Raw genomic sequence first — 24,123 nt, forward strand, 5'->3', positions numbered from 1 at the left:
GGATAACGCTGTTTCAGAGAGTTTCTTTCATACCTTAAAAACGGAGTTAGTTCATCACATGAATTTTAAAAATCGACAGGAGGCTAAATCAGCGATCTTTGAGTATATCGAAGTTTTTTATAACAGAAAACGCATTCACTCAGCTAATGATTATTTATCACCTGAGGAATACGAGCATAATCAAAAAATCAGTTAAAAATTTGTCTAGAAAAAGGTTGCCAGATCATTTGTTCTTTTCTGCTTTGCTCGCAAGTTATTTAGTTTCTTGTTTGTTAATGATGGTTTATCAGGATTAGAAACTACGAATTTTGACTGATCTAACCCTACTGCCAGCTCTAAGCTTTGTTGGCTTGCTAATAGCTTATGTAATGATAGGTTTAATTGCTTTTCTAGTTCTTTTAACTCTGTTAGAGCTAATCTTTTTAAAGATGTTTGGCTAAACCCTATTGAATCTCTTGGCATTGGCTTTTCCTTATCCTTAAAGAGAGTTATATAAATTAGAGTTATATAAGTCTAATTTTAAATAGATCCTTCAGTTTCCAAGATGACTGGGAAATTGCTAATTATGTATAATATATTAAATTTTATGTAAATAGTTGCTAGTTACAAAAGGTTGATATTTTTTTATTTTATGTAAATTATAGTTTACTTTTTATGTTTTTAATGGCGGTTTGTATTGACATAGAGCACAAATAAAACTGCCTAATAAGGAGATTAATGGCTATTGGTCAAGTAAACTGTTATTTGTTTGTTTTATTGCTTTTAATCTGTTGGATGAATAATGTTCATCTGATTTTTCTGGCAGGCATACCAGTACGCAATGACTTTGTTAAACGCAAATTCTAAGCGTTCAGAGTTTTCTTCAAACCATTGGCTGGCAATTGGCTGATCAGCACGAATGATGACATCATTGAGTAATTTGCCAGACTTGACATTATATAGGCTTAAGCGCACTTCACTATGATCGATTAACCAGCTGATTGTCGGCATGGGGCGTTGCCAGCTGATAATTGTAGGATAAATGTATATAGAATAACCTTGGTTGCGTGCTTGGATGAGGCCTTGCTGCATTGTTACATGGTTTTTACTGCGTTTGATATGAGTTGTATATTTATTCACTGTTTCAAGCAATAATTGGCTAATTTGATTGCCGCTATTAGCATAATATCTGCTTTCTAGGTAAAAGTCCTGAGCGGTGCCTATATAGATGGACTCGTTGTCAGCAAGAATGCCACATTGATTTTGATCATTGGGGCGAGGTGTATAGTAGCTATAGTGAGATATACAGCCACTTAGCAAAATACTGGCAATAGTCATTAATAAAGTGAAAGCTTGATACAAGAAAACCCATCCTTAGGTTTTGGTATTTGGTTGATTGCGCTACTCTTAACTCTTAGCTTAAAATAAATTGAACTATTCTGCCAACCAGTCACGGGGCTTTAAGTAATGGCTATATAATTCTGCTTCTTTAGAGCCGGGTTGTGGATTCCAGTTATAGTCCCAGAAAACTTCAGGGGGCAGTGACATCAGAATTGATTCAGTGCGGCCACCGGTTTGTAAGCCAAATAAGGTGCCACGGTCGTAGACAAGATTAAATTCTACATAACGACCACGACGATATTTTTGAAATTGCTTTTCAGCCGCTGTATAGGGAGTATGTTGGCGGCGTGCTACAATAGGTAAATAGGCCTGAGTATAGGCACGGCCGATGTCTTGTAGAAAAGCAAAGCATTGATCAAACCCCCATGCATTGAGCTCATCAAAAAACAGGCCACCGATGCCGCGAGCTTCGTTGCGATGTTTTAAATAGAAATAATCATCACATTCTTGCTTAAAGCGTGCATAGACCTCTGCTCCATAAGGCGCGCAGGCCCTGGCAGCGACCTGGTGCCAGTGTTTGCAGTCTTCATCAAAGCCATAATATGGCGTTAGGTCAAAGCCACCGCCAAACCACCAGATATCTTTTTTACCGGGAGAACTTGCATTGAAAAAACGGACATTAAAATGAGAGGTTGGAATATAGGGGTTATCTGGATGCATGACAATGGACACGCCCATGGCCTCAAAGTGATAGTCGATAAGTTCTGGAAGGCGTTTGAGTATGGCATCAGGCAAGGTTGTGCCTTGGACGTGAGAAAAATTCACTCCACCTTTTTCAATGATATTGCCTTGCAAAATACGCGTACGGCCGCCACCACCACTATCATGTTGCCAGTGATCTTCGGCAAATGGTTTGCCATCGAGTTCAGTGATTTGACTACAGATATCATCTTGTAACTGCATAAGAAAACCTTTAACAGGTGTGATTTGCATAGAATTAGCCTTGTCGTAGAATCGTGTCGGTCAATAAATCGCGAATTTCAGAAGGGCCTTGATGTGTGCCAACTTGACCATCGAGTAAGTAATCAAGCTGTACGGTGAGTGCGGGATTTAGCGTTGCCAAATCCCGTGTGTTCGGTTCAGTACTGATATTGGCGCTGGTTGAAATTAAGGCATGGTCGCACGCTAAGCACAGTGCTTTAACCAGTGGGTGCGTGGTTAAGCGCACGGCGACACCACTAAAACTTCCAGTGATCAGTTTAGAGATTTCTGGGTGCGCTGGAGTGATCCAGGTGGTAGGCTGTTTGCGTATCGTTGTCAGTTTATCAAGTAGCTCAACACTTAAGCGCTGAATAAACGGCCGAAGCTGGGTTAAGTCCGCAGCAACTAGAATAAGGCCTTTATGCTCTGGGCGCTGTTTTATAGCTAATAGACGTTTGATTGCAGTATCATTGTGTGGGTCACAGCTTAAGCCCATGATGCCCTCTGTTGGCAGCGCAATGATACCACCTTGTTGGATGCATTGTGCGGCCTTAGAGAGACTTGAGCTTACTTCTTTTTTACTCACCTTATTTTTTTTCTTCTGTGCTTTGCTGTTCTGTTTGCTCTGATTCGGGCAGTTCATAAGGGGCTTTAAAGCCGCACTCTTTTTGTGGGCAGACTTTTTCGGTGCCCCAACGTTTTGTTGTTTTAATCGTTAAAATGGGCCATTGGCAGGTTGGACAATTTTCTTTTAAAGGTTCATTCCAAACTGCATATTTACAATCCGGGTAGCGATTGCAGGAGTAAAATATTTTACCATAGCGTGAGCGGCGCTGAACTAAATGGCTTTGCTTGCACTCTGGACATTCAACACCCGTTTCAGTGGGCTTTTCTAAGGGCTCAATAAATTTACACTTTGGATAATTGCTACAGCCGATAAATTTGCCATAGCGACCTTGACGAATGTAAAGATCACTGTCGCACTTTGGACATTGGCGGTCGTCTACTTTTTCAGGGGCTGCTTGTTCTTCACCATCAAGACTGCGAGTATAGTCACATTCTGGATAATTGGTACAGCCAATAAATTTACCACGACGGCCGAGGCGTTCAGAGAGTTTAGCGCTACATTTTGGACAATCCTCATCCAGTTCTTCTTGGGTGACGTCTTTACGTTGGACGGTTTCATCAATAGTCTTGACTTGATCTTGGAATGGACTCCAAAAATCATGCATCAGTGGTTTCCATTGCTTTTCACCCCGTGAAATCGCATCAAGATCGTCTTCCAAGTGGGCGGTAAATTCATAATCTACGTACTTTTCAAAGTACTTTGTCAAGAATTTATTGACGACATTGCCAACATCTGTCGGTTGAAAACGTTTTTTATCAAGTTCGATATATTCACGTTGTTGCAGCGTCGATAAAATGGCCGTATAGGTGGAAGGCCGACCAATGCCATGTTCTTCTAGTGTCTTAATTAGTGTTGCTTCAGTATAACGTGGTCGTGGCTCAGTAAAGTGTTGATCGGCTTTAATTTCGAGTAACTGAATTAACTCACCTGTTTTCATTATTGGTAACCAGCGCTTGTCGTCATCTTCTTTATCATCATCTTTGCTTTCTTCGTAGACGGACAAGAAGCCAGGTTTGGCAATTTGTGAACCATTAGCACGAAATAGATGCTTTTCATTCCCACATGCTAGATCAACAGCCACAGTATCAATAAGGGCGTGTTGCATTTGACAGGCGACTGTGCGCTTCCAAATCAGTTCATAGAGCTTAAATTGATCAGTGGATAAATGCGGCTTAAGTTCTTTAGGCAAGCGCATGCATGAGGTTGGGCGGACAGCTTCGTGAGCTTCTTGAGCATTTTTTGCTTTGGACTTAAATGCCCGCGGTGACTTTGGTAAGGCCTCTTGGCCGTAACGGTCGACAATCAGCTCACGCAACTCTGTAATCGCTTCATCCGCTAAATGGACAGAATCTGTACGCATATAAGTAATTAAACCGACGGTGCCATCGCCAGTTTCTATTCCTTCGTATAATTGCTGGGCAGTACGCATGGTGCGCTGAGCGGAGAAGCCGAGCTTACGTACAGCTTCTTGCTGTAAGGTCGAGGTTGTAAAAGGCGCAGCTGGATTACGTTTACGTTGTTTCTTTTCAACGTTGACAACTTTAAGTATATTATTCGCTTTTTTTATGAGCGTTTGCTGTGCTTTAGTTGCAGCTTTTTCGTTAGTAAATGTAAATTGTTTTACTTTTTCATTGTTATGCAAGGTTAACTTGGCTGAAAATGCTTGTTGATCATGAATGAGGTCAGAGGCGATCGTCCAATATTCCTTTGGTTTAAAGGCTTGAATCTCTTGCTCACGCTCAACAATCATGCGTAGTGCCGGGCTTTGTACTCGTCCTGCAGAGAGGCCGCGGCGAATTTTTTTCCATAACAAGGGTGATAGATTAAAGCCAACGAGATAGTCAAGCGCTCGGCGTGCTTGTTGCGCATCGACTAGGTCCATAGCCACTTCACGTGGATTATTAATCGCATCTTGAACGGCACGTTCGGTAATTTCATAGAAGACGACACGATGGACAGCTTTGCCTTCAAGTTCGCCGCGTGCTTTGAGCTCTTCGAGCAGGTGCCAAGCAATGGCTTCACCTTCACGATCAGGGTCTGATGCTAGATAAAGATCAGTGGATTGACGTAAAGCCTTAATGATATCATTGATGCTTTTTTCACCGCGCTCAGTAAGCTGGTACGTCATAGAAAAATCGTGTTCAGGCTGTACAGCACCTTCTTTAGGCAGTAGATCGCGGACATGGCCATAGGATGCCATGACTTGGAAATCTTTGCCTAGATACTTATTGATGGTTTTTCCCTTAGCGGGAGATTCGACAATGACTAATTTGTTACCCATGATTGCAATCGGTTATCTCTGTATCTAAAAACGGTTATGAATGCGTTCGTCATGATCTTTGTCATGGCGATCTCTATATCTATATTATTTAAAGCGCAAACTTACAACTTTATCAAAATTTATACAAGTACTAGTTCGTTGATTATTTAGTGTTGCACTTCAGTTTTAGGGTCGGTTAAGATCATTTCCTCGAACCATTCGGTCTCAAAACCGTCTTCATAATGGTTGTTAAGTACCATCAGTGCCACCCATTTGACATGGCTTAGGTCAATCTCATCGATGCCAAGTGCCATGATACGATCGATGACCAGTTCTCGCAATTCAACATTGAGTATGCCGATGTGCTCGAGGTAGAGAATATAACTGAGGTGCTCTGAACCAATGACACTTAGCTCTTTTGCGGCGAAGGCGCGAGTTGTCATGGAGGGTTCAAAGTGTTTGGGCCGCTGGCTTGTGTCAACGAGTCCTTCTAACCAATGAAAGGCCCGTTCGACTTCATCTTTAGCAAAGCCGGCTTTTTCTAGCTCTGCACTTAAAGCGGCTTGGTCTGAGCTAAGAGACTGTTCTGTTTCACTGTTTTGATCAAATAAATACATCAAAACATCAAGTACACTTTCTTTTATCATCGTCGCTTCCCCTTAGTTCTTATATAGCCGCCAGGTATGGTTGCGATGTACCCGGCAAGTTCTAAATTCAATAGCGCTGAGGAAATGACCTCCACAGCTAGTCCGGTGCTTTCAACTAGCTGATCGACTGCTGTTGCCTCGAAACTTAAATGTTCTAACATGCAGACAGAGGTGGGGTCAATTTCTGTTAAATCAAGAGCAGGTTGTTGTGGTTGGCAATTCTCCTGTGTGACTGGGGGCTGAGACGCTGTGAGCGTAGGGTTGTCACAATAAGTGAAATGGTTAGTTTGCAGCTGTGTTGCAATATCTGCAAAGTTTTCAACCAAGGTTGCGCCTTGTTTAATCAGTGCATGGCAACCGCGTGCTTGCTGGTTGTGAATAGAGCCAGGTATAGCAAACACATCACGGTTGGCTTCAATGGCATATTGGGCAGTGATTAAAGAGCCGCTTTTTACCGCCGCCTCAACGACGAGTGTGCCGAGGCTTAAGCCGGCGATAATACGATTACGTTGAGGGAAATGGCGAGCGGTCGGTTGTGCACCTAAGGCAAATTCAGAGACCAGAGCCCCGTGTTCGCTGATGCGTTGATAGAGCTTGTTATTTTGTGCAGGGTAAATTGTATCCACACCACAACCAAGGACAGCGATAGTCTGACCTTGGTTGTCGATGATGGTTTGATGGCTAATAGTGTCAATACCGATGGCAAGGCCGCTGGTAATGCACAGCTGATGATAAGCCGCTTCATAGGCGAATTGATAGGCTGCTTCTTGACCGGAGGGTGTGGGCTTGCGTGTGCCGACCATGGCCAGTTGCGGCTTATGTAATAGTTCAGGATTGCCGATGATGTAAAGCAATGCGGGTGGTGTATTGATATGGCTTAACTGCATTGGGTAGTTTGGTTCATTGAAAAAAACGATATGATGACTAGGTTCAAGCAACCAGGTTGCTGCTTTATCGGCCATGCGCCAATTGGGGTTTAATATGGCTTGAATAAGTGCTTTAGAAAAATTAAGGGATTGCAGCTCATCGACCGAGCTCGCTAGAATCGCGCTGGCAGTTTGAAAGTGTTCGAGCAGGCGATAAAGTCGCTGTGAGCCGATGTGGCGGGTGTGATAAAGTGCAATACAGGCTGCTTGTTCTTGATTCATAGGGCCTCCATGATCACACGTGATACTTTCAGACTAAACAAAAAAAGGCACTCGTGCCAGCTTTCTATACACTCTAAAAGGATGGTGTTATCATTGGAGATTTGAAAGCGCTGAGCAGCAAGAGTAGTTTTATCATGGCCTTATTAAATATTTTACAGTACCCCGACCCACGTTTACGTTTACAGGCAAAGCCGGTGACGGTATTCGATGATGCGCTCGCACAAACCGTTCAGGACATGTATGAAACCATGTATGAGTCTTCAGGGATAGGTTTGGCAGCGACCCAGGTGAATATTCAACAGCAAATTTTAGTGATGGATTTGTCAGAGAATCGATCAGATCCGCTGTGTGTAATTAATCCTGAGATACTGGAGACATTTGATCATGCTGAGCATGATGAGGGTTGTTTATCTTTTCCAGGTGTTTTTGCTAAAGTTGAGCGAGCAGCTCGCATTAAAATTGCTGCGTTTGACCAACGGGGTGAGAAGTTTGAGCTTGAAGCCGAGGGTTTACTTGCTGTGTGCTTGCAACATGAGATTGATCACTTAGAAGGCAAAGTATTTATTGATTATTTATCACCATTGAAGCGTAAGCGCTTAGAGAAAAAGCTATTAAAGCAACGCCGCCAGGTGCTATAAGAATGTTATTTAAATATTAATTAATCAATCAAGTATGATAAAAACCTCAGGTTGACTTGGATTGGCTAAAGTTGGCTTAAAAATTTAGAGTTATTATGAAATCATTAAAGATTGTTTTTGCCGGAACACCTGAATTTGCAGCAGAAATTTTATCGATGGTCGCAAAAACATCCCATCAGCTGATTGCAGTCTATAGTCAGCCGGATCGTCCACAAGGTCGCGGGCGCAAACTTGTGGCAACCCCGGTTAAACAGGTGGCAGAAACATTAAATATTGGCGTTTTCCAACCAGAGAGCTTAAAAACTTTAGCAGATCAAGATGCATTACGCGCTTTAGAGCCCGACTTAATGATTGTAGCTGCGTATGGCATGTTGCTGCCTGAAGCGGTTTTAAAGATTCCAGTGTTAGGTTGTATTAATGTTCATACCTCGTTATTACCACGGTGGCGAGGTGCGGCACCGATTCAGCGCGCCATTGAAGCCGGGGATCATGAGTCTGGTGTGACAATTATGCAAATGGACACAGGTTTAGATACTGGGGATAGCTTAGCGCAAGCTAGGTGTGCCATAGCCTGCACTGATACGAGTGTGGATTTATATTATAAATTATTAAATTTAACTGCAGATGTATTGCCCCAGGTGATTAATCATCTGGCTGAAAATAATGTAATCAGGACAGCACAGGGTGAGCAGGGGGCTACTTATGCACGTAAACTGTCTAAGCAAGAGGCCTGTTTGGACTGGTCTGATAGTGCAGTTATGCTTGATTGTAAAATTCGTGCTTTTAACCCATGGCCAATCGCCTTTAGTGTGCTAGATGGTGAAAATGTTCGTATTTGGCAGACTAAGGTGCTGACTGTAGCGAGTGACAGTGTTGTTTATAAACCGGGTACGATTGTAAAACATCACCCTCAAGGGATAGAGGTCATGACGGGAGCAGGCCGCTTATTAATTCAGCAACTGCAATTGCCTGGCAGTAAAGTGCTGTCCGCGCGTGAGGTTTTAAACAGTAAAGCAGCACGTTTTGCAGTGGGGCGTTGTTTTGGCGAGTAAGTTAACGAATATACGTGCGTTAGCAAGCGCGGTGCTTGCAGATGTTAGTCATCAAGGCATGTCATTACCTGCAGCGTTATTAAAGCACAATGAACTGCTTGATGAGGGGGATAAGAGTTTATTGCAAGAGCTTTGTTTTGGCTCGATTCGTTGGTACCAACGTTTAGATGCAATTTGTGATCAGTTATTGAATCGCCCATTGCGTCGTCGTGAAGCAAGCTTAAAAATGCTGTTAATTGTTGGCCTGTACCAATTGTTATTTATGCGTATTAAGCCTTATGCGGTGATTTCAGAAACAGTGGATGCGGTTAATGATTTAAAAAAACCGCATGCGAAAGGTTTGGTTAATGCTGTATTACGTTCAGCACAGCGTCAAGATTATCCGTTATTAACTCAGGAAATTGCTATTTACTCTCATCCGAACTGGCTGATTAAGCGCTGTAAGCGCGCCTGGCCTGAATCCTGGCAGGATATTCTAAAAGCAAATAACGAGCGGCCACCAATGAGTTTACGGGTGAACCAGCGCTGGGGCACACGTCAGGCGTATTTGCAGTTGTTAAAACAACATGACATTGTTGCTGAGGCAGTGAATATTCAAGATTGTGCACATGCGATTCGCTTGGGAAAGCCAAGCTCGGTGGCAGTGTTACCACAGTTTAGTGAGGGGGCATGCTCAGTGCAAAATGAAGCCGCACAACTTGCTGCCCCATTGCTTGATTTAAAGGCGGGTTTGCGTGTATTGGATGCATGTGCTGCGCCAGGTGGTAAAAGTTGTCATATTCTCGAATTGGCGGATGCGATTGATTTAGTCGCGGTGGACGTTGATGGCAGGCGTTTGCAGCGGGTGCAGGAAAATTTATCGCGGCTTAAGTTATCTGCCAAGCTGGTTGAGGCGGCTGTTGAGAATATCGATGACTGGTGGGATGGCGTGCCATTTGATCGCATTTTATTGGATGCGCCTTGCTCTGGAACGGGTGTTATTCGTCGTCACCCGGATATTAAGTTGTTGAGAACGTTAGAGGATATCAGTCAATTGCATCATTTACAGTTGCAATTATTAACTGCATTGTGGCCCTGCCTAAAACCAGGTGGCGTATTGATTTATGCGACGTGCTCTATCTTGCCTGAAGAGAATGAAGCGGTGATTAAAAAGTTTTTAGCAGAGCAAGCAGGCAAGGCGCAAGAGGTGAAACTTTCCGCTGAGTGGGGAATGCTACGTCCGTTTGGTCGGCAAATTTTTCCTGAGGTTGGCGGTATGGATGGTTTTTATTATGCAAAGCTGCGCAAAATTGCAAACAGCTAGATCTAGATTAGATTAGATTAAAATAGAGGCGGCAGGGATTATGAAAATTACTATTCTCGGTGCAGGGCAGGTGGGTTCGACGATTGCGGCACAGCTTAGTCAAGAAGATGATAATGAAATTACTATTGTCGATGCGAATAGTGAAAATCTCGAGGCTTTGCAGGAAAAGCTGGATATTCGCACAGTCACCGGTTTGGCGTCTTATCCTCATGTCTTAGCCCAAGCGGGTGTTGAAGAGGCAGATATGCTGGTTGCTGTGACCAGTAGTGATGAAGTCAACATGATTGCTTGCCAGATTGCGCATAGCTTATTTAATGCGCCGATGAAAATTGCTAGAATTCGCTCACAAAGTTATACGAAACATGGTAATGAGCTGTTTCTTAATAAAGTCATCCCCATTGATGTAATTATTAGCCCAGAGCAGGTGATTACGCGGCAGATTTGTCGGTTAATTCGTTATCCAGGGGCATTACAGGTCTTAAACTTTGCAGGTACCAAAGTGCGCTTGGTTGCGATTAAGGTCGATCGCAATAGTATTCTAGCGGGGCACCCTGCCAGCTTTTTATCAAATATAGATAAGCATATCGATGCTAAAGTTGTGGCGATTTTTCGTGATAATCAGGGAATTATTCCCGGTGCAAATACGACATTATTACCCGGTGATGAAATATTTTTTATCAGTGCCAATGATGACATTAAAACCTTAATGTCGAAAATTTATGAAGATCGCCCACGCTTTAATAGCATTATGATTGCCGGCGGCGGTAATATTGGCACGTATGTGGCGAAACGCTTGGAAGCTGATTATGATATTAAACTCATTGAAATTGATCCAAAGCACAGTGAACGAGCTTGTCATACTTTGGATCGGACAATAATTTTATTAGGGGATGCGACTGACTCTGATTTACTGAATCAGGAAAATATTGAAAATATCGATATTTTTTGCTCGCTGACTAATGATGACGAAAATAATATTATGTCGGCTATGCAGGCTAAACGTTTAGGGGCAAAATATGCAATTTCACTGATTAATCGTCCTGCTTATGTTGATCTTGTTGAAGGTGGAGATATTGATATTGCCATTTCTCCTCAGCATGCGACGATAGGCGCATTGCTTGCACATATTCGTCGCGGTGATGTTGAAAAAGTACACTCTTTACGTAAGGGTGCTGCAGAGGCGATTGAAGCAGTTGCCCATGGTAGTGCTGAAACGTCAAAAGTTGTTGGGCGTAAAGTGTCTGCATTAAAGCTACCAGAAGGTGCGGTGGTTGGTGCTGTGGTACGCGAAGATCAAGTGTACATTCATTGCGAAGATGTAATGATTCAAGAGAATGATCATGTGGTGTTATTTATGACGAATAAACGTAAAATTCGTGATATTGAAAGCTTATTTCAAGTATCCAGTGGATTTTTATAATTAATTATGGTGCAAGAAAAAGCAATTCTTAAAATTATAGGTATTTTGCTAATGCTGTTTAGCTTTAGCATGCTGCCACCGGTTTATGTTTCCTGGTTATATCAAGATTATGATGCAACGCCATTTTTAATTTCATTTTGTTTGGCTTTTTTTTCTGGCTTTTTAGTGTGGTTGCCTGCACGCGATTATAAAGTGGATTTAAAGGCACGCGATGGTTTTATTATTGTCTTTTTATTTTGGCTCGTCTTAGGGGTGTATAGCGCTTTGCCATTTATGCTGTCCTATCATCCACATATGGTATTAAGCGAAGCGGTATTTGAAGCAGTGTCTGGCTTTACGACGACTGGCGGGACCGTTCTTAGCCATATAGAAAACCTACCGCCATCTATTTTATATTATCGTCAACAATTACAGTTTTTAGGTGGCATGGGGATTATTGTCTTGGCGATTGCGGTATTGCCGATGATGGGTGTGGGGGGGATGCAATTATACCGTGCTGAGGTGACAGGACCGGTCAAAGATAAACTGACACCACGTATTACTGAAACGGCAAAAACGCTGTGGTATATCTATGTTGGTTTAACTGTAATTTGCATCATGACTTTTTGGCTCTTTGGCATGGATTTATTTAATGCGATTTGTTATGGCTTTGGCACAATCTCAACAGGAGGTTATGCCCCACATGATGCAAGTGCAGCGTTTTATTCCTCATCACTGATTCAATACGCGATGATATTTTTTATGCTGATTGGCGGTACCAACTTTTCTCTGCATTTTATTATGTTGCGTAAAGGAGATATCCGGACTTATTGGCGTGAGCCTGAGTTTCGCATGTATATTAGCCTATTTTTTATTGCATCCATTGCTATTATGGCTTGGTTGTGTTTGTCTGGCACTGAGGTGTCTATTAGTAAAGCCATTAGAGACTCTATGTTTCAGGTGTCATCGTTTATGACAACGGCTGGTTTTGGCTCTGTGAACCTCGGTTCGTGGCCGCAATTAATCCAACTTGGTTTATTATTTTTAGGTGCGATTGGAGGTTGTGCTGGATCGACGTCTGGCGGTGTTAAAATCATTCGGTTGATTTTGTTAGGTAAGCAAAGCCAGCGTGAGATTCAGCGTTTAGTGCATCCGAATGGCGTCTTTCATATTAAACTCGGTGGTTTTCCCGTACCTGTGAATGTGATCAATGCAACGTGGGGATTTTTAGCCGCTTATGTGATGAGCTTTATTATTTTAATGTTATTACTGATGGCAACAGGTTTAGATCAGGTAACCGCTTTTTCTACCTTGCTTGCGTGTATTTCAAATACGGGGCCGGCCTTAGGTGAGGCGATTAATAATTACGGTAATTTGAATAATTCGGCGTTATGGCTATTATCTTTTGCGATGTTACTTGGTCGTTTAGAAGTTTTTACCGTATTGGTGCTATTTAGTCGTACATTTTGGCGTGTATAAAACAGCTTAAAGCATAGAGCTAGATATGATATTAATATTTAATTTCATCAAAAAAGAAGTGATTCGCTTAATTGGTGCGGTTGGTTACTCTTGGGCAGGTTTGGTTGCAACTTTAAAGTCAGAAGCGGCATTTCGTTTAGAGTTATTAATCGCTGTTATTTTGATTCCGAGTGCATGTTTTTTATCAGTGACTATAATTGCAAGGGTATTAATGATTACAAGTATCTTACTTGTTTTAATTATTGAATTAATTAATACTGCCATTGAAGCGATTGTTGATAGAATTTCTATGGAACATCATAGCCTATCTAAAAAAGCCAAAGATATTGGTAGTGCGGCTGTTCTAGTGGCTATGATTAATGCTGTTTTTACATGGATTGTTATCTTAATTTAAATTTATATCTATATTAATCTAAATTATCACTTCTCCTGAAAATAAGGGCCTGGCTGTTCTGATAAAAGAGACTTTAGGAATTTCTATCGTTTTACCTGTGACTTCTTTATGAATTACTGCATCGATTGTACCAGCAGGATGCTCAACAATAATATCACTTTCTGCGTCTTGAATATGAATATTGTGAGCAACTTGATTAGCCACAGAGCCTGGAATTAAGCAAGCGCTGGCAATACAAATGGCACCGGTGACAGCATGGCTTGGATGGCAATCTGTGGGAGTAAAGTAGCGCGAGGTGATATGACCATTACAGTGAGGTTCTGCGAGTAGGGCCATTTTCGGTGTAACAGAGTGGCTGACATCACCCATCCCCATAAGAAGTGCGGCTTTTTGTCGGATCATTTCCATTTTTTTTATTAAATTTTTATCTTGATCAAGCTCTTGTTTAGTTTCATAGCCGGATTTACCAAGTGATGCAGCTAACATCATCACTACAGGGACAGACACATCGATACAGGAGACCTCTATATCATCAATGATATTAACGGCTTGACCTGTGGGTAGTAATTTGCCTGTTTTCGCACCCACTGAATCAAGAAAACTGAGCTCGATTGGTGCGCTGTGTCCAGGAACACCATCAATTGTTGCCTCTCCCTCGAAACTAAGTTCGCCATTGGGTGTTTGTACTTTTGCTTCGACAACAACATCGGTATTTTTATTGTAAATTCGAACCGTTGTTTCTTGATCCTGTGCTTTAACGAGGCCCTTGGTAATCGCAAAAGGGCCGACACCAGAGAGCATATTACCGCAATTTAAACTAGAGTCGACACGAGATTCACCGACGACGACTTGGCAGAATAAATAATCGACATCAATGCCATCTCGTGCTGATGGACTGACAATGGCAACTTTGCTAGACACACTGCTGCCACCACCAATGCCGTCAATTTGCGCTTGATGCGGAGACCCCATGATTTTTAATAAAACTTGATCTCGCTCTTGAGGGTCGCTGGGTAGGTCAGACGCTAAAAAAAATGGTCCTTTTGAGGTGCCGCCACGCATTAAAATGCAAGGAATTGTCTTCATAATATCCTCCTGATATTTTTTATTGATGTTGATTATTTCTTGCTAAATAATGCACTTGTTACGATTAAAATAGCACCGATGATAACTTCTATATTCGGTAAATGGTTATAAAAGAAAATGTCATATAAACCTGCAACTAATATAGAAATATAAATTAATGGGGCAATACTGGCGGGGTCTTTCACTTGCTGATAGGCTTTACCTCGAAAAAACTGATTACCTAAACTGGCCAACCCCACTAGTATTAAAATGCCGATGATTGGAATAGAAAAAGACAGCATAGGGGTCAGTGTTTTTAGTTCTTCTTCTATATTAATTAGGCCAAAATAAATAAGCGATAGTAGAGTAGAAAATAAGTAGACAAAAAGCATAACATGACTGTTTTTTTCTTTTTTAGTTGCACTATGTAAAAGAAGTTGCGAAGCAGATAAACAAAAGCCAGAAAGCAAGCCAACAATAACATAAGGATTAATAATGCCATTTTCTATATGCATCATTAAAGCAACGCCAACGGCGCCAAGCAATACAGCAATAAGAGACTGCAGATTAATTTTTTTGTTTTTAAAGAAAGAGAAAATAGCAATAAATATCGGACCGGTGCTATACAGTACAGTTGCTTCGGCAAGGGATAGATGAATAATCGATATAAATAATAAAAACTGGGCTAATGTTAAAAAAAATGCACGAATAAAGTGTGTTTTTGCATAGGTAAATTTTAATTGCTTCCAGCGTTGATAAAATGAAAAAAACAAAATGAGTAATAATAATGGCACGCCAAAACGTGCTAAAAGAGTAATTTGCACACTAGTGTATTGCATGGCGATTTTTGCAAAAAACCCGGCGGAGGCAATACAAACTGCTGAAATAACCATGTAAATAATCGCCGTATGCTTTGGTAAGGCACCTTTTATTAATTTCAGCGCTTTCATAATGACGTTTCCCGTTTAGAATCAGCATCGGTATTAGTATCACTTGCTACTCGCTCTTTAAGTGGTTTTAAGTGAAATGGTGAAATTAACAGAGCAAACAATGATAAATCCTTGCTATATTCAAGACCAATGCGCCAGTTTTTTTTGCGTTGTGCTAAATTAAATGAAAAAAATAGCTTGTCCCACCAAATAAAAATAAAGCCATAATTTGAGTCAGTATCTTTTTGAAGAGCGTGATGATGAGTAGCATGTTGTTTTGGGGTAGTAATAACAAGTGAGAGAGTGTTGATTAACCAATTAGGAGTTTTAAAGTTAGAATGATGATAAATTCCTTGTAAAACAATAAGTGTTTCAAATAAGATTGCTGCTTCGAGTGGAATGCCGAGTAAGAAAATAAAGAGAGCTTTAATGGCTCCGGTAATTATAACTTCACCAAAATGCACACGCAGTCCGGTGCTGACATCGAGGCCTTCATCAAGGTGGTGAATTTCATGAAAGCGCCATAGCAAGGGAGTAATATGAGCGATGCGATGATACCAGTAGCTAATTAAATCAAGTGTTACAACGCCTAAAATTACTGCAATGGGGAGGGTGATAACGTCAGTTTGTTGCCAAAGAGCATGGGTGCTGGCCCAAATGATCATGGGTAAGGTGATTAATAGGCCGACCCCTTGGTTGATAAGCCAAAAGCTAATATGCTTTATTAAGCGAGAGAGTTGTGAGAGTTTGGTTTTCAATGAGGCGTAATTGGGTGTGATTAGCTCGAGAGAAATTAAGCTAGTAAACCAAACAATAATAATGAAGTGACCATAGTGACTAACAAACTGCTCCATAATCGACACCGTGAGACCTATGTTGTGACTGTTATTATGAGGTTAGTTTATCTATTTGATTTTGCTAAAAATTTAATAAAATTTGTTTTTGAGTATAATAATACAATACGATCGCTGCGAGCCATGGACCGAGGTAGCGACGCTTACGACTAATCACTAAATAAATTGATTTTAAATAAGTAACTCTAGTAGCTTAATAGCTCGGCGCTGTTCTTGTAGGTGATAATGGTGTTCTATATGCATTAACATGTCTTGGTAAATAGTCGCAATGCGTTCACTAATATGAGTTTCTAAACAAAAGCCTTGAGTTAGAAAAAGGTGATTGTTTAATTTTTTAGAGTCTTGGCTATAAATGGCCATCGGTGTTGCGAGCAGTTCACATTCTAAATATAAAATATCTTCAGTGCTAATGTTTGGGTTTTCTTTTAATTTTTCAAGCTTGTTTTTTATTTTTTCAGGAAATCCTTGCGGGTATTGGCTTTTTTGTTGTCGCCAACAGTCTTTTTTCGTCAAGTGGCGAGTCTCTGGGAATTGGGTGATTGTAGCACTGTATTCGGGTGTTTTTTTATGGCTAATTTCTATCGCATGACTCGCATTAAAAAAATCTTTAAATCGTGCAACCATAGCTACCTATCTCCTTGCTTAACATCCTTTGTGATCACTGCTTTATTTATTTTGTGCGTTAGTTAGAGCTAGAGGTGCAAAAGCTATGCCAGCGCTTAGAGACAGGCCAAGCGCTAAGCTCAGATTATAATTTAATTGATTAATTTTTAAAACGTTGCAGCTGTTCTTTAATCCAGCTATAGCACTCAGTATTAATTTGTTCATGAGTTTTATCTGCTGTATCAATCTTTTTACCAATGCGGACGTGAATGGTACCAGGGTACTTAATAAAGCTATTTTTCGGCCAGCATTTGCCCGCATCATGGGCGATAGGAAAAATTGGCTGGTGCAAAGAAGCGGCAAGAACGCCACTGCCTTTTTTAAAAGTGGCTAGTTGACCAGGTTCTGAGCGTGTACCTTCTGGGTAGATGACAATCCAGCGACCTTTGGCAACAGCCGCTTTACTTTGACGAAGGATTTGTAGTAAGGCTTTTTTGCCATCATGACGATTAATAGCAATGGGTTCTAGAGAAGCAAATGACCAACCCCAAAATGGAATTTTTAATAAAGACTGTTTGATAATAATCGCTAATGGTGGAAACATTGCCGGAAATAAAAAGGTTTCCCAGGCGGATTGATGATTGCTAATAATGACAGCAACTTTTTCATTGGCCAGATGTTTTTGGCCTTGAATTTCATAACGAATGCCGCAGATCCAGCGTGCGCAAAACAAGGCAATTGGGCAGAAAGCCATAATGTAGCGATAACGTACTTTAAAGGGCAGCAGTAAAGTAATAATCGATGTAATACTGATAAATAAGGTCACAATGCCAACGATTAAATAATAAACTATTGAGCGTATCAGTGAGGTCGCTTTTAGAAAAAAACTAGGCTGTTGTATTTGCATTGGCTAATAACTCGTTAACAAAGTGATTCAGAGTGTGAAATATTTTAATTTGTTTTTCAAGTTCTGGGTGTTTTTTTAGGGTATCACCGCCTTTACCGCTCAGTACTAAAATCGGTGTGCAACCAATGGCCTGAGCTGCTTGAATATCTTTAAAACTATCGCCAACAAAATAAGCGTGCTCTGGGGTAAGCTGAAAGTGAGTGATAATGGTTTTAAGCATACCAGGGGCAGGTTTACGGCATGAGCAACCTTCTGTTGGCCCATGAGGGCAATATTCAATGCGGTCAATGTGGCCGTGTTGCTCTGCGAGTAGGTGAGCCATTTTTTTGTGCATGGTGTGCAAGGTGGCCAGAGTAAAATAGCCGCGATAAATTCCGGATTGATTCGTTGCAATCGCAACTTTAATATGAGCCGTGTTTAATTTGGCAATGGCGGTTAAGCTGTGTTCAATGGGTTGCCACTCTGCTGCTGATTTGATGTAGTGCTCAGAGTCTTCGTTGATGACGCCATCACGGTCTAAAATAATCAGTGGTTTGATTTGCATAATTACGATTAACCTGTTTTTTGTTGGCGTGAGGTGGCAATAGTTTGTTTGTTTTGTAAGCGTAAATCACGACGTAATTGAGCTTCGTTAAAGCGGCGTTGTTCATCCATGGTTTTGGCAATAATTGCCGGGATCTTTGCAGATTGTTCGTTTTCGTCTAGAGCGACAAAGGTAAAATAGGAGGAAAGAATATGGCGTTGATTGCCGGTGTAGCTGTTCTCAGCAATTACTTTGGTGCCAATTTCCATCGAACTGCCCCACGCGCGATTAACCGCTGCTTTAAAAATTAAGGTATCGCCATCTTTGGCAGGGGCGAGAAAATGCATGGCATCAACAGATACGGTGACACAGACATGGCCGCTATGACGCTCAGCAACCACCAAGGCAATACGGTCTAAGGTAGCCATGATTAAGCCGCCGAATACGGTACGGTGGGCATTCAGATCATTTGGAAAGATTTTATAGACATGCTCATGGACAGCAGATGCGTCAACCGTTTTTGCTGGCAGAATAGGTTCGCTCATAATTAATACTCTCAGTTACTTTTACTTTTTTATTTTTAAAGGGCAAAAATAAATATACTTGACTTAGCCTTGGCTGATTCTTCTAAAATTAACTAAAGTAATTATGTTTGGTAGAAGAATCAATCTGTTGGGCCACTGTCATTACATTTAGTTTTGTAAGTAAGAAATATCAGCGACTTTTAAGAACAGTTGGCGAAGTTCTGCTAATAAGGCCAAACGGTTAGCTTGTAAGCTTGTATCCTCTGCCATGACCATAACATGGTCAAAAAAGTGATCAACTGGGTGGCGTAAGCTGGCCAATGACTCGAGGGTTTGGTCATAGGCATGTTCAGTGAGCAAGGGCTGAACCTCAGCTTGTTTTGCACAAATTGCTTGATAGAGCTCTTGTTCTGCTTTTTCTATTAATAATTCAGCATCGATCGTGCATGTCGCTGGTCGTTGCTTGTTTAGAATATTTTTAACCCGTTTATTGGCTGCCGCCAATGCTGTGGCAGCTTCTAGTTGACGAAAACGATGCACAGCTTGAATGCGTTGGTCGATATCCAGTGGTTGGCTTAATTGTAAACTAGTTACCGCTTCGAGCGTGTCTGGGCTAATACTTTGTTCAGCATAATAGGCAGGTAAGCGTTCGTTGATAAATTGGAGGACATCTTGTTCTGTGTTTTTATTATTGAGTTTATTGCTATATAACGTAATCGAGTACTGAATTAGATCAGTAAGATTAAGCGCGAGCTTGTTGTCGATAATGATGCGTAATAAGCCTAAAGCGGCGCGACGTAGTGCAAAAGGGTCTTTATCGCCGCTTGGCTTTTGGCCAATACCGAAGATACCGACTAAGGTATCGATTTTATCAGCCAGCGCAACGGCAGCGCCGATCATTGATTGTGGCAACTTGTCTCCAGCAAAACGGGGTAAATACTGTTCTTCTAGTGCAAGAGCAACATCATTGGCTTCACCATCATGATGCGCGTAGTAATGGCCCATAATGCCCTGCAATTCAGGAAATTCCATCACCATTTCACTCATTAAGTCAGTTTTAGCGAGTAAGCCGGCGCGTTTGGCAAGATTAATATCGGCGGCTAAGTGTGTGGCAATAAAGCCACTGATGGAGGCTAGACGCTCGGCGCGTTCGTATACGCTGCCTAATTTCGCCTGAAAAGTGACTGTTTTTAGCCGTTCTAAATGTGATTCGAGCGTGTGCTTTTTATCTGTTTGGTAAAAGAAGGCAGCATCGGCAAGACGTGCGCGCATCACTTTCTCATTGCCAGATATCACTGTTGCTGGATTTTTACTGCTGATATTACTGATAGTGACAAAATGGGGTAGCATTTTACCCGTTTGCGCTTCTAATACAGCAAAACACTTTTGGTGCACTTGCATTGATGAGATGAGCGCCTCTTGAGGGACGTTGAGAAATGCTTTATCAAAATTTGCCAGTAATGCCACTGGCCATTCGACAAGGGCTGTGACTTCATTGAGTAAATCATCATGAATATGAACTTGGCCATTGACTTTGGTGCCGATATTTTCTAATTGATTTTTGATGAGGTTGCGACGCTCATGAAAACTGGCAATAACATAGCCTGTGGTTTTCAGGGTATTGGCATAATCATTGGCATGGGCCAGTGAAATCGCCCCGCTGCTATGAAAACGATGGCCATAAGTGATGCGATCGGCAGTGAGCTCTAGAATTTTTGCAGTGACAACATCCGCACCATAGAGCATGGTAAGCCAATGCACAGGACGGACAAATTGTGTTTTATTCGCTCCCCAGCGCATGGCTTTGGCGATAGGTAGTTTTTTTACTGCCTGTTCAGCAATGCTTGGCAGTAAATCAGTGGCTTTAGCACCTTTTTTCAGTAGTTTGTAAAAGAGCCACTGGCCTTTAGCTGTTTCTAAACGCTCGATTTGCTCTAAGCTAACGTTGCAGGAACGCGCAAAGCCTAAAGCTGCTGGGGTAGGTTTGCCGTCTTGATCAAAAGCTGCTTGTATCGCTGGGCCGCGACGCTCAATCGTTTGATCCGGCTGTATGGTATCGAGTTGTTGAATTAAGAGGCCGATGCGTCGTGGCGCTGCAAATAGCTCAATTTCGCCGTGATTGAGTTTGACGTTTTTTAAAGCGGTTACAAAGCTATTTTTTAGGCTAATGGCTAGATTTTCTAGGCTTTTAGGCGGTAATTCTTCAGTGCCAATTTCAAATAAAAATGATTCTGTAGCCTGACCCATTACACTGACTCCTTATTTTTTATTTGATTGTCAGATTGCTTTAGCATAGGAAAGCCGAGCGCTTCGCGTGCTTGATAATAGTTTTCAATGATCGCCCGTGATAGCGCACGCACACGCAGGATATAGCGCTGGCGCTCGGTGACAGAAATGGCATGACGAGCATCGAGCAAATTAAATATATGGGAGGCTTTGACCATCATTTCGTAAGCAGGCAAGGGCAAGTTTTTATTAATCAGGTGTTGGCTTTGTGTTTCGCAATGATTGAATTGCTCTAATAGCTCAGGCACTGGGGCGTGCTCAAAGTTATAGGCTGACATTTCAACTTCATTTTGTAAAAATACATCACCATAAGTAATGCGACCGAGTGGCCCATCAGTCCAGACTAAGTCATACATCGAGTCTACACCCTGAACATACATGGCAATCCGTTCTAAGCCATAAGTGATCTCACCGGTGACTGGAGAGCAGTCCATACCACCGACTTGTTGAAAGTAGGTGAATTGTGTCACTTCCATACCATTGAGCCAGACTTCCCAGCCTAAACCCCAAGCACCCAAGGTGGGAGACTCCCAATTATCTTCAACAAAGCGCACATCATGCTCGAGTGTGTCAATGCCCAGTGCTTGTAATGAGCCTAAATAGAGTTCTTGAAGGTTCAGCGGTGAGGGCTTAATAACGACTTGAAATTGGTAATAATGTTGGCCGCGATTTGGGTTTTCACCATAACGACCATCGGTTGGACGACGGCATGGCTGCACATAGGCGGCACTCCATGGTTCAGGGCCAACAGCACGCAAAAAAGTTGCTGGATGAAAGGTCCCGGCACCCATTTCTAAGTCATAGGGTTGCAAAATAGCACAGCCTTGTGTGGCCCAGTACTCTTGTAAGGTTAAGATTAGCCCTTGAAACGTATATATATCATGTGGTGATGTTGTCGCTAGCTGATTCATAGTACTCATTACATTCTATCTATGTTTATCCTATGTTTATCTTAAGAATTTTGAAGGATTTAAGAATAAACTTGGCCTTGTTAAACAGAACTCTTGAGTATACCCGGGATTGATTGCTGAATATAGAGGTTGCTCTTGTGGATAAACACTGAATATGGTGGATAACTTTATCCACACCCCTATATCTAGGAGGATGAAGAAAAATTGATAAAAAAACTTGCAATTTATCGGAGGCTTGGGTAATATCTGTCTCCGTCGAGTCGGGGCATGGCGCAGCCTGGTAGCGCACCTGTTTTGGGTACAGGGGGTCGGAAGTTCGAATCTTCCTGTCCCGACCATTTTCGCTATGGTGGGTGTAGCTCAGCTGGTAGAGCCCCGGTTTGTGGTACCGGTGGTCGTGGGTTCAAGCCCCATCATCCACCCCATTGATTTATGATCTTTAGATCTGTGAGTCAAAGCAAGACAAGAGTCTTGCATAGAAGGTTTACGTCCCCTTCGTCTAGAGGCCTAGGACACCGCCCTTTCACGGCGGTAACAGGGGTTCGAATCCCCTAGGGGACGCCATTTGTTCTTTATACGCGCCCGTAGCTCAGCTGGATAGAGTACCTGGCTACGAACCAGGCGGTCGGAGGTTCGAATCCTTCCGGGCGCGCCATTTCATGCTGGCCAGATAGCTCAGTTGGTAGAGCAGAGGATTGAAAATCCTCGTGTCGGCGGTTCGATTCCGCCTCCGGCCACCATTTCTTGTTTTTGATGTCTTATCCTGATACAGTGTTTCTAGCTAAAGATTATTTTTATTTATCTTAATATCTTAATCTTAGTATTATTCTTTGATTTTTAATTAATTAAATGTCACAGAGCTGAATGATGGATAGTTTTACTTCTAGAAAAAATATTGATATTCATGGCTACTCTTTTGAAGAGCTGGTTGCACTTGCACAAAATAACCCTGAAAAATTAGAAGCATTACGCGAGCAGTGGACTGAAGAGTTGATTAGTCAATCTTCATCAGTAGACATTGAGCGGCGGTTGCGTGGCTTAGATTTTAAATTAAGCTTAGAGCGCCAGCGTAAAAGTAGTAATGAGCTAGGTCGTTGTATACGATTTTCGCAAATGATGCATGGGTCTTTTGCTGAATTATGGGGGACGTTGCAACAGTTGTTAGCAAGTGCGCGGGATTTAAATAAGTTATGTGCGGAGAGTCACTTGCAGCGTGAAGAAGCTGCTCTGGGTGACAATGTTATTTTGTTAAAAAGAAAAAGATAGGGCTCATAAAAAAGCCCAAAAAATTGATCATGCATCCATTGCATTGCTTTATTTAAATTGCCTTAGCAAATTCAAATTTTTTGATAAATAAACCAATCAGTACAGTACCATCATGCATTTCCTCACGTTTTGAAAAATAAATCGTTTTACGAGCTCAACATTTAATATGAGTTACATGATAAAGTTCTAAATTTTATCGTTTGAGCTCTATTTCTTTGCTATTAGATCAAGACAATTGATTGGATGCACTACTATTAAATTTCTTTCTAAGAACTGAAATGAATGTTGTATATGCAATAATTACAATTAAATTGACTCCATAATTTGATAGGATTAAATCTAACCTATCTGGTGAACCGGCAAACATTTGATAATCACATATTGCGTTATGAATGGCGAGTGTTGTGCAAATTGATGCTATAGAGGATAACCAGAAGCTTTTATTAAATAGTCTATTGTATAGCCAGCTAAAGAGTAGAAGCTCTGAAATATATGCAATAATAGAACCTGCAAGCCCGTGCCAATATAGTGACCAAATACCCTGTGATAGATTGTGTACACTTTGAGTTAACATTAACTCGTTAGAGCCCAAGCTATGAGGAATAGTTATGAATTGAGTTGATGAAATCATACCGGATGAAAAACCATCAAGTAGAACTCCGAATAAAATCAGAAACATCGTCCATATAGTCCCGTAGCATATCACCATCCAATCCATCAAAACATAGACTAAAGGGTATAATATCGCAGAGTAAGTTAACTTTAATGTGGCTCCACCTAAGTTTAATTGAATATGGTAGAAAAAAAGTATATTACAAGTTAGCTTTACTGCCATATATGCCATTAGTAGAGATATTGCTGATATATGAACCTCTTTTTTTAAATGTTTTCCTATCACTTTTATTGCTCCCGCTGCGAGCCATGGAGTGCTAAGCACGGGGTGAGTAGGCCGAGGTAGGTTCGGGTTTTTAGCAGAGCGGAGTTGCGAAAGACCGTTAGGTCTGTA

Annotated in this window: 25 protein-coding genes and 5 tRNA genes; 13 read left to right on the forward strand and 17 right to left on the reverse strand. The window is 41.6% G+C overall.

Annotated features, from left to right (window positions below):
• Positions 1-196 (forward strand): IS3 family transposase (locus tag C200_RS10635; protein WP_033923767.1); only part of this gene is annotated, 196 nt, incomplete at its 5' end.
• Positions 197-204: 8 nt separating this feature from the next.
• Here C200_RS10635 and C200_RS10640 read toward each other — a convergent pair.
• The 7 genes from C200_RS10640 to dprA all read right to left on the reverse strand — a co-directional run bounded on the left by C200_RS10640 (position 205) and on the right by dprA (position 6,984).
• The gene (locus tag C200_RS10640; RefSeq protein ID WP_016210347.1) at positions 205-462 is read right to left on the reverse strand and encodes a hypothetical protein; all 258 of its coding nucleotides are present in this window, start codon (positions 460-462) and stop codon (positions 205-207) included.
• A gap of 300 nt (positions 463-762) precedes the next feature.
• Positions 763-1,341 carry a DUF4823 domain-containing protein gene (locus C200_RS10645; RefSeq protein WP_129556610.1) on the reverse strand — a complete coding sequence of 193 codons (579 nt, stop codon included), beginning with the start codon at positions 1,339-1,341 and terminating at the stop codon, positions 763-765.
• A gap of 72 nt (positions 1,342-1,413) precedes the next feature.
• The gene (gene hemF / locus C200_RS10650) at positions 1,414-2,313 is read right to left on the reverse strand and encodes an oxygen-dependent coproporphyrinogen oxidase (protein WP_016210344.1); all 900 of its coding nucleotides are present in this window, start codon (positions 2,311-2,313) and stop codon (positions 1,414-1,416) included.
• A gap of 4 nt (positions 2,314-2,317) precedes the next feature.
• Positions 2,318-2,887 (reverse strand): Sua5/YciO/YrdC/YwlC family protein, encoded by a 570-nt coding sequence (locus C200_RS10655; RefSeq protein WP_016210343.1) that lies wholly within the window; start codon positions 2,885-2,887, stop codon positions 2,318-2,320.
• A 1-nt stretch (position 2,888) separates the two neighbouring features.
• Entirely contained in the window at positions 2,889-5,210 is a 2,322-nt protein-coding gene (gene topA, locus C200_RS10660) for a type I DNA topoisomerase (RefSeq protein WP_032126693.1), read from the reverse strand.
• A 146-nt stretch (positions 5,211-5,356) separates the two neighbouring features.
• Complete coding sequence (locus tag C200_RS10665; protein WP_016210342.1) at positions 5,357-5,836, reverse strand: DUF494 family protein; 480 nt, start codon at positions 5,834-5,836, stop codon at positions 5,357-5,359.
• Positions 5,833-6,984 carry a DNA-processing protein DprA gene (gene dprA, locus C200_RS10670; RefSeq protein WP_016210346.1) on the reverse strand — a complete coding sequence of 384 codons (1,152 nt, stop codon included), beginning with the start codon at positions 6,982-6,984 and terminating at the stop codon, positions 5,833-5,835. The genes C200_RS10665 and dprA overlap by 4 nt, the downstream gene beginning before the upstream one ends.
• Before the next feature lie 134 nt (positions 6,985-7,118).
• Between dprA and def the strand changes: the two genes are divergently transcribed.
• The 6 genes from def (at position 7,119) to C200_RS10700 (ending at position 13,249) form a co-directional block, all read left to right on the forward strand.
• Positions 7,119-7,622 carry a peptide deformylase gene (gene def / locus C200_RS10675; protein ID WP_016210340.1) on the forward strand — a complete coding sequence of 168 codons (504 nt, stop codon included), beginning with the start codon at positions 7,119-7,121 and terminating at the stop codon, positions 7,620-7,622.
• 95 nt (positions 7,623-7,717) lie between these two features.
• A complete protein-coding gene (gene fmt / locus C200_RS10680; RefSeq protein ID WP_016210339.1) occupies positions 7,718-8,674 on the forward strand; it encodes a methionyl-tRNA formyltransferase in 957 nt (318 codons plus the stop codon).
• Positions 8,664-9,977 (forward strand): 16S rRNA (cytosine(967)-C(5))-methyltransferase RsmB, encoded by a 1,314-nt coding sequence (gene rsmB / locus C200_RS10685; protein WP_016210348.1) that lies wholly within the window; start codon positions 8,664-8,666, stop codon positions 9,975-9,977. Before fmt ends, rsmB begins: the two co-directional genes overlap by 11 nt.
• A 40-nt stretch (positions 9,978-10,017) precedes the next feature.
• The gene (gene trkA / locus C200_RS10690; RefSeq protein ID WP_016210336.1) at positions 10,018-11,397 is read left to right on the forward strand and encodes a Trk system potassium transporter TrkA; all 1,380 of its coding nucleotides are present in this window, start codon (positions 10,018-10,020) and stop codon (positions 11,395-11,397) included.
• 51 nt (positions 11,398-11,448) lie between these two features.
• Positions 11,449-12,855, forward strand: coding sequence for a potassium transporter TrkG (locus tag C200_RS10695; protein ID WP_230384579.1), 1,407 nt, complete (start codon positions 11,449-11,451; stop codon positions 12,853-12,855).
• Positions 12,856-12,880: 25 nt separating this feature from the next.
• Positions 12,881-13,249, forward strand: a complete 369-nt coding sequence (locus tag C200_RS10700) for a diacylglycerol kinase (protein WP_016210352.1) — start codon at positions 12,881-12,883, stop codon at positions 13,247-13,249.
• Positions 13,250-13,267: 18 nt separating this feature from the next.
• On the opposite strand, the gene C200_RS10705 is transcribed toward C200_RS10700, so the two are convergent.
• The 9 genes from C200_RS10705 to glyQ all read right to left on the reverse strand — a co-directional run bounded on the left by C200_RS10705 (position 13,268) and on the right by glyQ (position 21,851).
• On the reverse strand, positions 13,268-14,335 hold the full coding sequence (locus C200_RS10705; protein ID WP_016210345.1) for a 4-oxalomesaconate tautomerase: 1,068 nt from the start codon (positions 14,333-14,335) through the stop codon (positions 13,268-13,270).
• 32 nt (positions 14,336-14,367) lie between these two features.
• The gene (locus C200_RS10710; protein WP_016210335.1) at positions 14,368-15,264 is read right to left on the reverse strand and encodes a DMT family transporter; all 897 of its coding nucleotides are present in this window, start codon (positions 15,262-15,264) and stop codon (positions 14,368-14,370) included.
• Positions 15,261-16,097 (reverse strand): sterol desaturase family protein, encoded by an 837-nt coding sequence (locus tag C200_RS14595; RefSeq protein ID WP_016210351.1) that lies wholly within the window; start codon positions 16,095-16,097, stop codon positions 15,261-15,263. The genes C200_RS10710 and C200_RS14595 overlap by 4 nt, the downstream gene beginning before the upstream one ends.
• Positions 16,098-16,268: 171 nt before the next feature.
• Complete coding sequence (locus C200_RS10720) at positions 16,269-16,721, reverse strand: hypothetical protein (RefSeq protein WP_016211230.1); 453 nt, start codon at positions 16,719-16,721, stop codon at positions 16,269-16,271.
• A 139-nt stretch (positions 16,722-16,860) separates the two neighbouring features.
• Positions 16,861-17,607 carry a lysophospholipid acyltransferase family protein gene (locus tag C200_RS10725; protein ID WP_016211229.1) on the reverse strand — a complete coding sequence of 249 codons (747 nt, stop codon included), beginning with the start codon at positions 17,605-17,607 and terminating at the stop codon, positions 16,861-16,863.
• Entirely contained in the window at positions 17,588-18,151 is a 564-nt protein-coding gene (gene gmhB, locus C200_RS10730; protein WP_016211234.1) for a D-glycero-beta-D-manno-heptose 1,7-bisphosphate 7-phosphatase, read from the reverse strand. The genes C200_RS10725 and gmhB overlap by 20 nt, the downstream gene beginning before the upstream one ends.
• A gap of 8 nt (positions 18,152-18,159) precedes the next feature.
• The gene (locus C200_RS10735) at positions 18,160-18,675 is read right to left on the reverse strand and encodes an acyl-CoA thioesterase (protein ID WP_016211228.1); all 516 of its coding nucleotides are present in this window, start codon (positions 18,673-18,675) and stop codon (positions 18,160-18,162) included.
• Positions 18,676-18,822: 147 nt separating this feature from the next.
• Positions 18,823-20,901 carry a glycine--tRNA ligase subunit beta gene (gene glyS, locus C200_RS10740; protein ID WP_016211227.1) on the reverse strand — a complete coding sequence of 693 codons (2,079 nt, stop codon included), beginning with the start codon at positions 20,899-20,901 and terminating at the stop codon, positions 18,823-18,825.
• Positions 20,901-21,851: a glycine--tRNA ligase subunit alpha gene (gene glyQ / locus C200_RS10745; RefSeq protein ID WP_016211231.1), complete on the reverse strand. Its 951-nt coding sequence runs from the start codon at positions 21,849-21,851 to the stop codon at positions 20,901-20,903. The genes glyS and glyQ overlap by 1 nt, the downstream gene beginning before the upstream one ends.
• 261 nt (positions 21,852-22,112) lie before the next feature.
• Here glyQ and C200_RS10750 point away from each other — a divergent pair.
• From C200_RS10750 to C200_RS10775, 6 genes are all read left to right on the forward strand, one after another.
• A tRNA-Pro gene (locus C200_RS10750) sits at positions 22,113-22,189 on the forward strand.
• 11 nt (positions 22,190-22,200) lie between these two features.
• Positions 22,201-22,276, forward strand: a tRNA-His gene (locus tag C200_RS10755).
• 63 nt (positions 22,277-22,339) lie between these two features.
• Positions 22,340-22,415, forward strand: a tRNA-Glu gene (locus C200_RS10760).
• 14 nt (positions 22,416-22,429) lie between these two features.
• Positions 22,430-22,506 (forward strand) — tRNA-Arg (locus C200_RS10765).
• 9 nt (positions 22,507-22,515) lie between these two features.
• Positions 22,516-22,591 (forward strand) — tRNA-Phe (locus C200_RS10770).
• A gap of 124 nt (positions 22,592-22,715) precedes the next feature.
• Positions 22,716-23,117, forward strand: a complete 402-nt coding sequence (locus tag C200_RS10775; RefSeq protein ID WP_230584169.1) for a DUF3135 domain-containing protein — start codon at positions 22,716-22,718, stop codon at positions 23,115-23,117.
• 226 nt (positions 23,118-23,343) lie between these two features.
• On the opposite strand, the gene C200_RS10780 is transcribed toward C200_RS10775, so the two are convergent.
• The gene (locus tag C200_RS10780) at positions 23,344-24,015 is read right to left on the reverse strand and encodes a VUT family protein (protein ID WP_036794214.1); all 672 of its coding nucleotides are present in this window, start codon (positions 24,013-24,015) and stop codon (positions 23,344-23,346) included.
• Between the last annotated feature and the right edge of the window lie 108 nt (positions 24,016-24,123).

The organism is Piscirickettsia salmonis LF-89 = ATCC VR-1361, from assembly GCF_000297215.2.
Taxonomy (GTDB): domain Bacteria; phylum Pseudomonadota; class Gammaproteobacteria; order Piscirickettsiales; family Piscirickettsiaceae; genus Piscirickettsia; species Piscirickettsia salmonis.

What these genes read in the sequence shown, in the direction of transcription:
- C200_RS10640 (WP_016210347.1), bottom strand. Translation starts at nt 462, where the DNA reads ATGCCAAGAGATTCAATAGGGTTTAGCCAAACATCTTTAAAAAGATTA.
- hemF (WP_016210344.1), bottom strand. Translation starts at nt 2,313, where the DNA reads ATGCAAATCACACCTGTTAAAGGTTTTCTTATGCAGTTACAAGATGAT.
- topA (WP_032126693.1), bottom strand. Translation starts at nt 5,210, where the DNA reads ATGGGTAACAAATTAGTCATTGTCGAATCTCCCGCTAAGGGAAAAACC.
- C200_RS10665 (WP_016210342.1), bottom strand. Translation starts at nt 5,836, where the DNA reads ATGATAAAAGAAAGTGTACTTGATGTTTTGATGTATTTATTTGATCAA.
- dprA (WP_016210346.1), bottom strand. Translation starts at nt 6,984, where the DNA reads ATGAATCAAGAACAAGCAGCCTGTATTGCACTTTATCACACCCGCCAC.
- def (WP_016210340.1), top strand. Translation starts at nt 7,119, where the DNA reads ATGGCCTTATTAAATATTTTACAGTACCCCGACCCACGTTTACGTTTA.
- fmt (WP_016210339.1), top strand. Translation starts at nt 7,718, where the DNA reads ATGAAATCATTAAAGATTGTTTTTGCCGGAACACCTGAATTTGCAGCA.
- trkA (WP_016210336.1), top strand. Translation starts at nt 10,018, where the DNA reads ATGAAAATTACTATTCTCGGTGCAGGGCAGGTGGGTTCGACGATTGCG.
- C200_RS10695 (WP_230384579.1), top strand. Translation starts at nt 11,449, where the DNA reads ATGCTGTTTAGCTTTAGCATGCTGCCACCGGTTTATGTTTCCTGGTTA.
- C200_RS10700 (WP_016210352.1), top strand. Translation starts at nt 12,881, where the DNA reads ATGATATTAATATTTAATTTCATCAAAAAAGAAGTGATTCGCTTAATT.
- C200_RS10705 (WP_016210345.1), bottom strand. Translation starts at nt 14,335, where the DNA reads ATGAAGACAATTCCTTGCATTTTAATGCGTGGCGGCACCTCAAAAGGA.
- C200_RS10710 (WP_016210335.1), bottom strand. Translation starts at nt 15,264, where the DNA reads ATGAAAGCGCTGAAATTAATAAAAGGTGCCTTACCAAAGCATACGGCG.
- C200_RS14595 (WP_016210351.1), bottom strand. Translation starts at nt 16,097, where the DNA reads ATGGAGCAGTTTGTTAGTCACTATGGTCACTTCATTATTATTGTTTGG.
- C200_RS10720 (WP_016211230.1), bottom strand. Translation starts at nt 16,721, where the DNA reads ATGGTTGCACGATTTAAAGATTTTTTTAATGCGAGTCATGCGATAGAA.
- C200_RS10725 (WP_016211229.1), bottom strand. Translation starts at nt 17,607, where the DNA reads ATGCAAATACAACAGCCTAGTTTTTTTCTAAAAGCGACCTCACTGATA.
- gmhB (WP_016211234.1), bottom strand. Translation starts at nt 18,151, where the DNA reads ATGCAAATCAAACCACTGATTATTTTAGACCGTGATGGCGTCATCAAC.
- C200_RS10735 (WP_016211228.1), bottom strand. Translation starts at nt 18,675, where the DNA reads ATGAGCGAACCTATTCTGCCAGCAAAAACGGTTGACGCATCTGCTGTC.
- glyS (WP_016211227.1), bottom strand. Translation starts at nt 20,901, where the DNA reads ATGGGTCAGGCTACAGAATCATTTTTATTTGAAATTGGCACTGAAGAA.
- glyQ (WP_016211231.1), bottom strand. Translation starts at nt 21,851, where the DNA reads ATGAATCAGCTAGCGACAACATCACCACATGATATATATACGTTTCAA.
- C200_RS10775 (WP_230584169.1), top strand. Translation starts at nt 22,716, where the DNA reads ATGATGGATAGTTTTACTTCTAGAAAAAATATTGATATTCATGGCTAC.